Source organism: Candidatus Mycoplasma haematohominis, assembly GCF_902712995.1.
GTDB lineage: Bacteria > Bacillota_I > Bacilli_A > Mycoplasmatales > Mycoplasmoidaceae > Eperythrozoon_B > Eperythrozoon_B haematohominis.
The window spans coordinates 1-3,286 of sequence record NZ_CACTIB010000030.1 but is presented as its reverse complement, the minus strand read 5'-3'; the positions used below and the strand labels follow the sequence as shown (position 1 = coordinate 3,286).

The window sequence follows — 3,286 nt, the reverse complement described above, 5'->3', positions numbered from 1 at the left end:
CAACTCTTTTCTTTTTCTACACATGTTCGGACACATCAGTAAATTCCTGATGGGAATACTAAGCGTTGCTCCCATAATAACCACAATATATTTAACGAATACACCTAAACAAAAAGAAAGAGAAGAAGAGATTTCATTACTGCCTCTAATACAAGTACCTGAAGAAGATCACATACCTCTAAGTAATGGAACTGGAGAGTCTGGCGAAGCAGTTGACGGAAGTGGTTCACCTGGCGGAGCAGGAGGAACAGAAAGTAAAGATGGCACTCCTTCAGCTGGAGAAAATCAAGGAGATACTAATCAAGCCGGAGATAAAGGAAATGCAGACAGCTCAAGCGGACAAGATAAAGGTAAATCTACAGAAGGAGGAGAGGAAAAAGAAAAGAAACAGGATGAAAATGGAGACGGAAAAGATGAAAAAACTAAAGATGGTCAAGATGGTGGAAAAAAAGATCAAGATTCAAATGCTCAAGGACAAGAAAACAATCAAGATCAAGGGGGCGATAATGATCGACCTCAATCTGTAGGAGATTCCAGATCTGGAAATAACTCAGAAATGAGTGAAGAAGAATTAGAGAAGCTGATTGCTTCTCTTATTAAAAAAATGAACGCTCATATTCCAGAATGAACAAGCAATCTGAAAAGCTTTGAAAACAACTTCGAAATGATGAATGAAGTTGAAATGCTAAATAATGCTCTTAAGTTATTAGATAAAAAATCAGCCAAACCAACTTCTGATTAGTCATCAACAATGCTTTCAAGAATAAGTAAATTGTTATTAGTAATAGTTGGAATAAGCAGTCCCTTTATAACAACTTTGTATCTAACTAATGCCCCTAAAACTCCTCAACCCTTTGAGGAAAATATAGAAATTAAACCTATTCCAGAAATAAAAGAGGAAGACAAAGTCTTTATAAGTGATGGTCAGGGAGAAGGAACTGGAGAAGCAACAATCGGAGGTGGTGATGCCGGTGGAGGAGGTAATGATGAAAAAAGAGAAGGGGCGGGAGAATCTGTAGAAAAACAAGATCAAGATTCAGGAAAAGATGCTGCTGATAAATCTAATCAAGCAGAAGGAGATAAAAAACAACAAGAATCAGAAGGTCAATCCGACCAAAAAGATGAAAAACAAGATTCACCTGAAGAAGCAAAAGCAAGTGAACCAGAACAAGAAGGGGCTAAAAATGGAGCAGATGAACAAGGAAATCCTGATCAAACAGGAACTAATAATTCTCAAGGAAGTAATCCTAGTGGAACTATGACAGATGAAGAACTAGCTGAATTGCTAGCAAGATTAATAAATCAAACGCAAATCAGTATTGATAAATGAAACGAAAATCCTCAAGCTTTTATTAATGCAAATAACTTAATCTTCAATACTTCAAAACTCGGTTCAGCTTTAAATAACTTAGAAGATAAAAAACCTGATTCTAAATAGATAAATACCGCATAAATAGAGGGATTTTACTGAATTTGTAAAATTATGCGGATATGTCAAGAATAGGGTTTAGAAAGTCCTTAATCTATACAGGCACAGCAGCAGCTGTTAACTGGTAATGAAGATTCTGCAAGAAAAGATGCATTAAGAAAAAAACTACACAAACTGGCAAAACAATCCTTTGAAGAGAAATTTGTTTTTGGAGTAGACAATTTCAGAAGTAGACACTACAAATTCTTAACTTCTCTAACCTACCTAATTAAAGACGGCTTTAAAGGATTTAGAAACTATGTTTCTTCCCAAATCTCATATGATGTAGATTCATACATCCTATTCTCAAATATAGAAATAGATAAACATCAAGTAAACCTACCAGAAAACTCATTCTCTAATCCTTTCTTAAAAAATATTGATGAATCTAAAGAATTTAAAAATGAAGTTTCCAACATAAATAAATACTTAAGTTCAGTTACATTCAAAGACAGCAAATCAAAAGTAAGTGATGGATTTATATATAGAGGTCTTTACAGTTCTAAAAGCAGTTTAGGACTAAGTAAAGAAGATAGAGATTCTTTAAATGCGAACTCTTTATACAGATACGGAGATTCTGCTGATCAAATGAACAAATATGTATTAGACAAAATAACAACAGACGCTGAATTTAAAAAAGTAGTTCAAGCAATAAAGTCTGCTACTAAGAGTGCTACTAATGACTGAGTTGAAGCCTTAGAAAAAGATCAGATTTACATTGAAAGTACAAGTGGAAGTACAAAGACTTCAGAAATCCGAACTTTAACCCTTCAAGAAAAGAAAAATCTATTATCTGCTGTCTTAAACAACGTAAAAACCAACATAACCAGCGACAAAATCTCAAAAGATAATTACAAAAAAACATTCTTAGTAGATCCAGCAAATAACTACAACTCTACTGGCGGAAAACACGAAAAAAAATCCTCCGGAGATGATTGCGAAGAAAAATTCGGACAAGAAAAATATTTCAAAAATAAAGAAGAAGTAAAAACATCAGACAAAAAAGAAAAATTCAAACTATTCCAAATCAACCAACAAAACTTATCAAGCACAGAAGAATTTAAAAAATTCGGAAATTCAAAACTAAGCAGAGATGTCTTCTGAGCCTGAGTATTAAACACAGCACTTATCTCAGAAGTACAAGATTTAGCCGTAAAAGATTTGGGTTCAAGTACAGATAGGATTGCGCCTTATGATCATAAATGGGTAGAATCAGGTAAGGATCAATTCATAAAAAAATAATCGATTATGCCAGAGGATTGCATATTCTGTAAGATAGCTGCTGAAACGCCCAATAACTTTGTAGCCGAATCAGAAAAAGCATTTGCAATACTAGACATTAAACCAATAACTAAGGGACACACACTAGTAATTCCTAAAAAGCACTTTGCTAATCTATCAGTCACAGATGACGATTATCTAAAGGATGTAATCGTTCTAGCTAAACAAGTAGCTAAACAACTCAAAGAAATGTATCCTGATATAAAAGGATTCAATTACATTTCTAATCAAGGAAAAGAAGCAAAGCAGGTTATATTTCACCTGCATTTGCATGTCATTCCGAAATATTAACTTTCTTAGAATTAAAAATAAAGACCTCCCACATGTCAGATAAAGAAAATAAAAAAACAGGTGCCGAAAAAGAGGTGACAATAAAAATTGGCGCTAAATTACTAAAAAGACTTGAATCTCAAATTAAGTTACTAAAAGAAATAGGAGTTCCAGAATTCGAGAATATCCACAACGTGGAAGATTTGATATATTTTTACGTTGAACAACTAGCTCTCTCTGAACCTAAGCTCAAAGAAATACATAAAA

3 protein-coding genes and 2 pseudogenes are annotated in these 3,286 nt (G+C 33.6%); all 5 read left to right on the top strand.

What is annotated here, in order from left to right; translation table 4 throughout:
- Positions 1-742 (top strand): annotated as a pseudogene (locus H6411_RS04570) (hypothetical protein); the annotation flags it as partial.
- Between the two features lie 9 nt (positions 743-751).
- Positions 752-1,438: a hypothetical protein gene (locus H6411_RS04565; protein ID WP_216083463.1), complete on the top strand. Its 687-nt coding sequence runs from the start codon at positions 752-754 to the stop codon at positions 1,436-1,438.
- 87 nt (positions 1,439-1,525) lie between these two features.
- On the top strand, positions 1,526-2,710 hold the full coding sequence (locus H6411_RS05955; RefSeq protein ID WP_369408505.1) for a DUF3713 domain-containing protein: 1,185 nt from the start codon (positions 1,526-1,528) through the stop codon (positions 2,708-2,710).
- A gap of 6 nt (positions 2,711-2,716) precedes the next feature.
- Complete coding sequence (locus tag H6411_RS04550; protein ID WP_216083460.1) at positions 2,717-3,040, top strand: HIT family protein; 324 nt, start codon at positions 2,717-2,719, stop codon at positions 3,038-3,040.
- A gap of 32 nt (positions 3,041-3,072) precedes the next feature.
- Positions 3,073-3,286: pseudogene (locus H6411_RS04545) on the top strand (hypothetical protein); the annotation flags it as partial.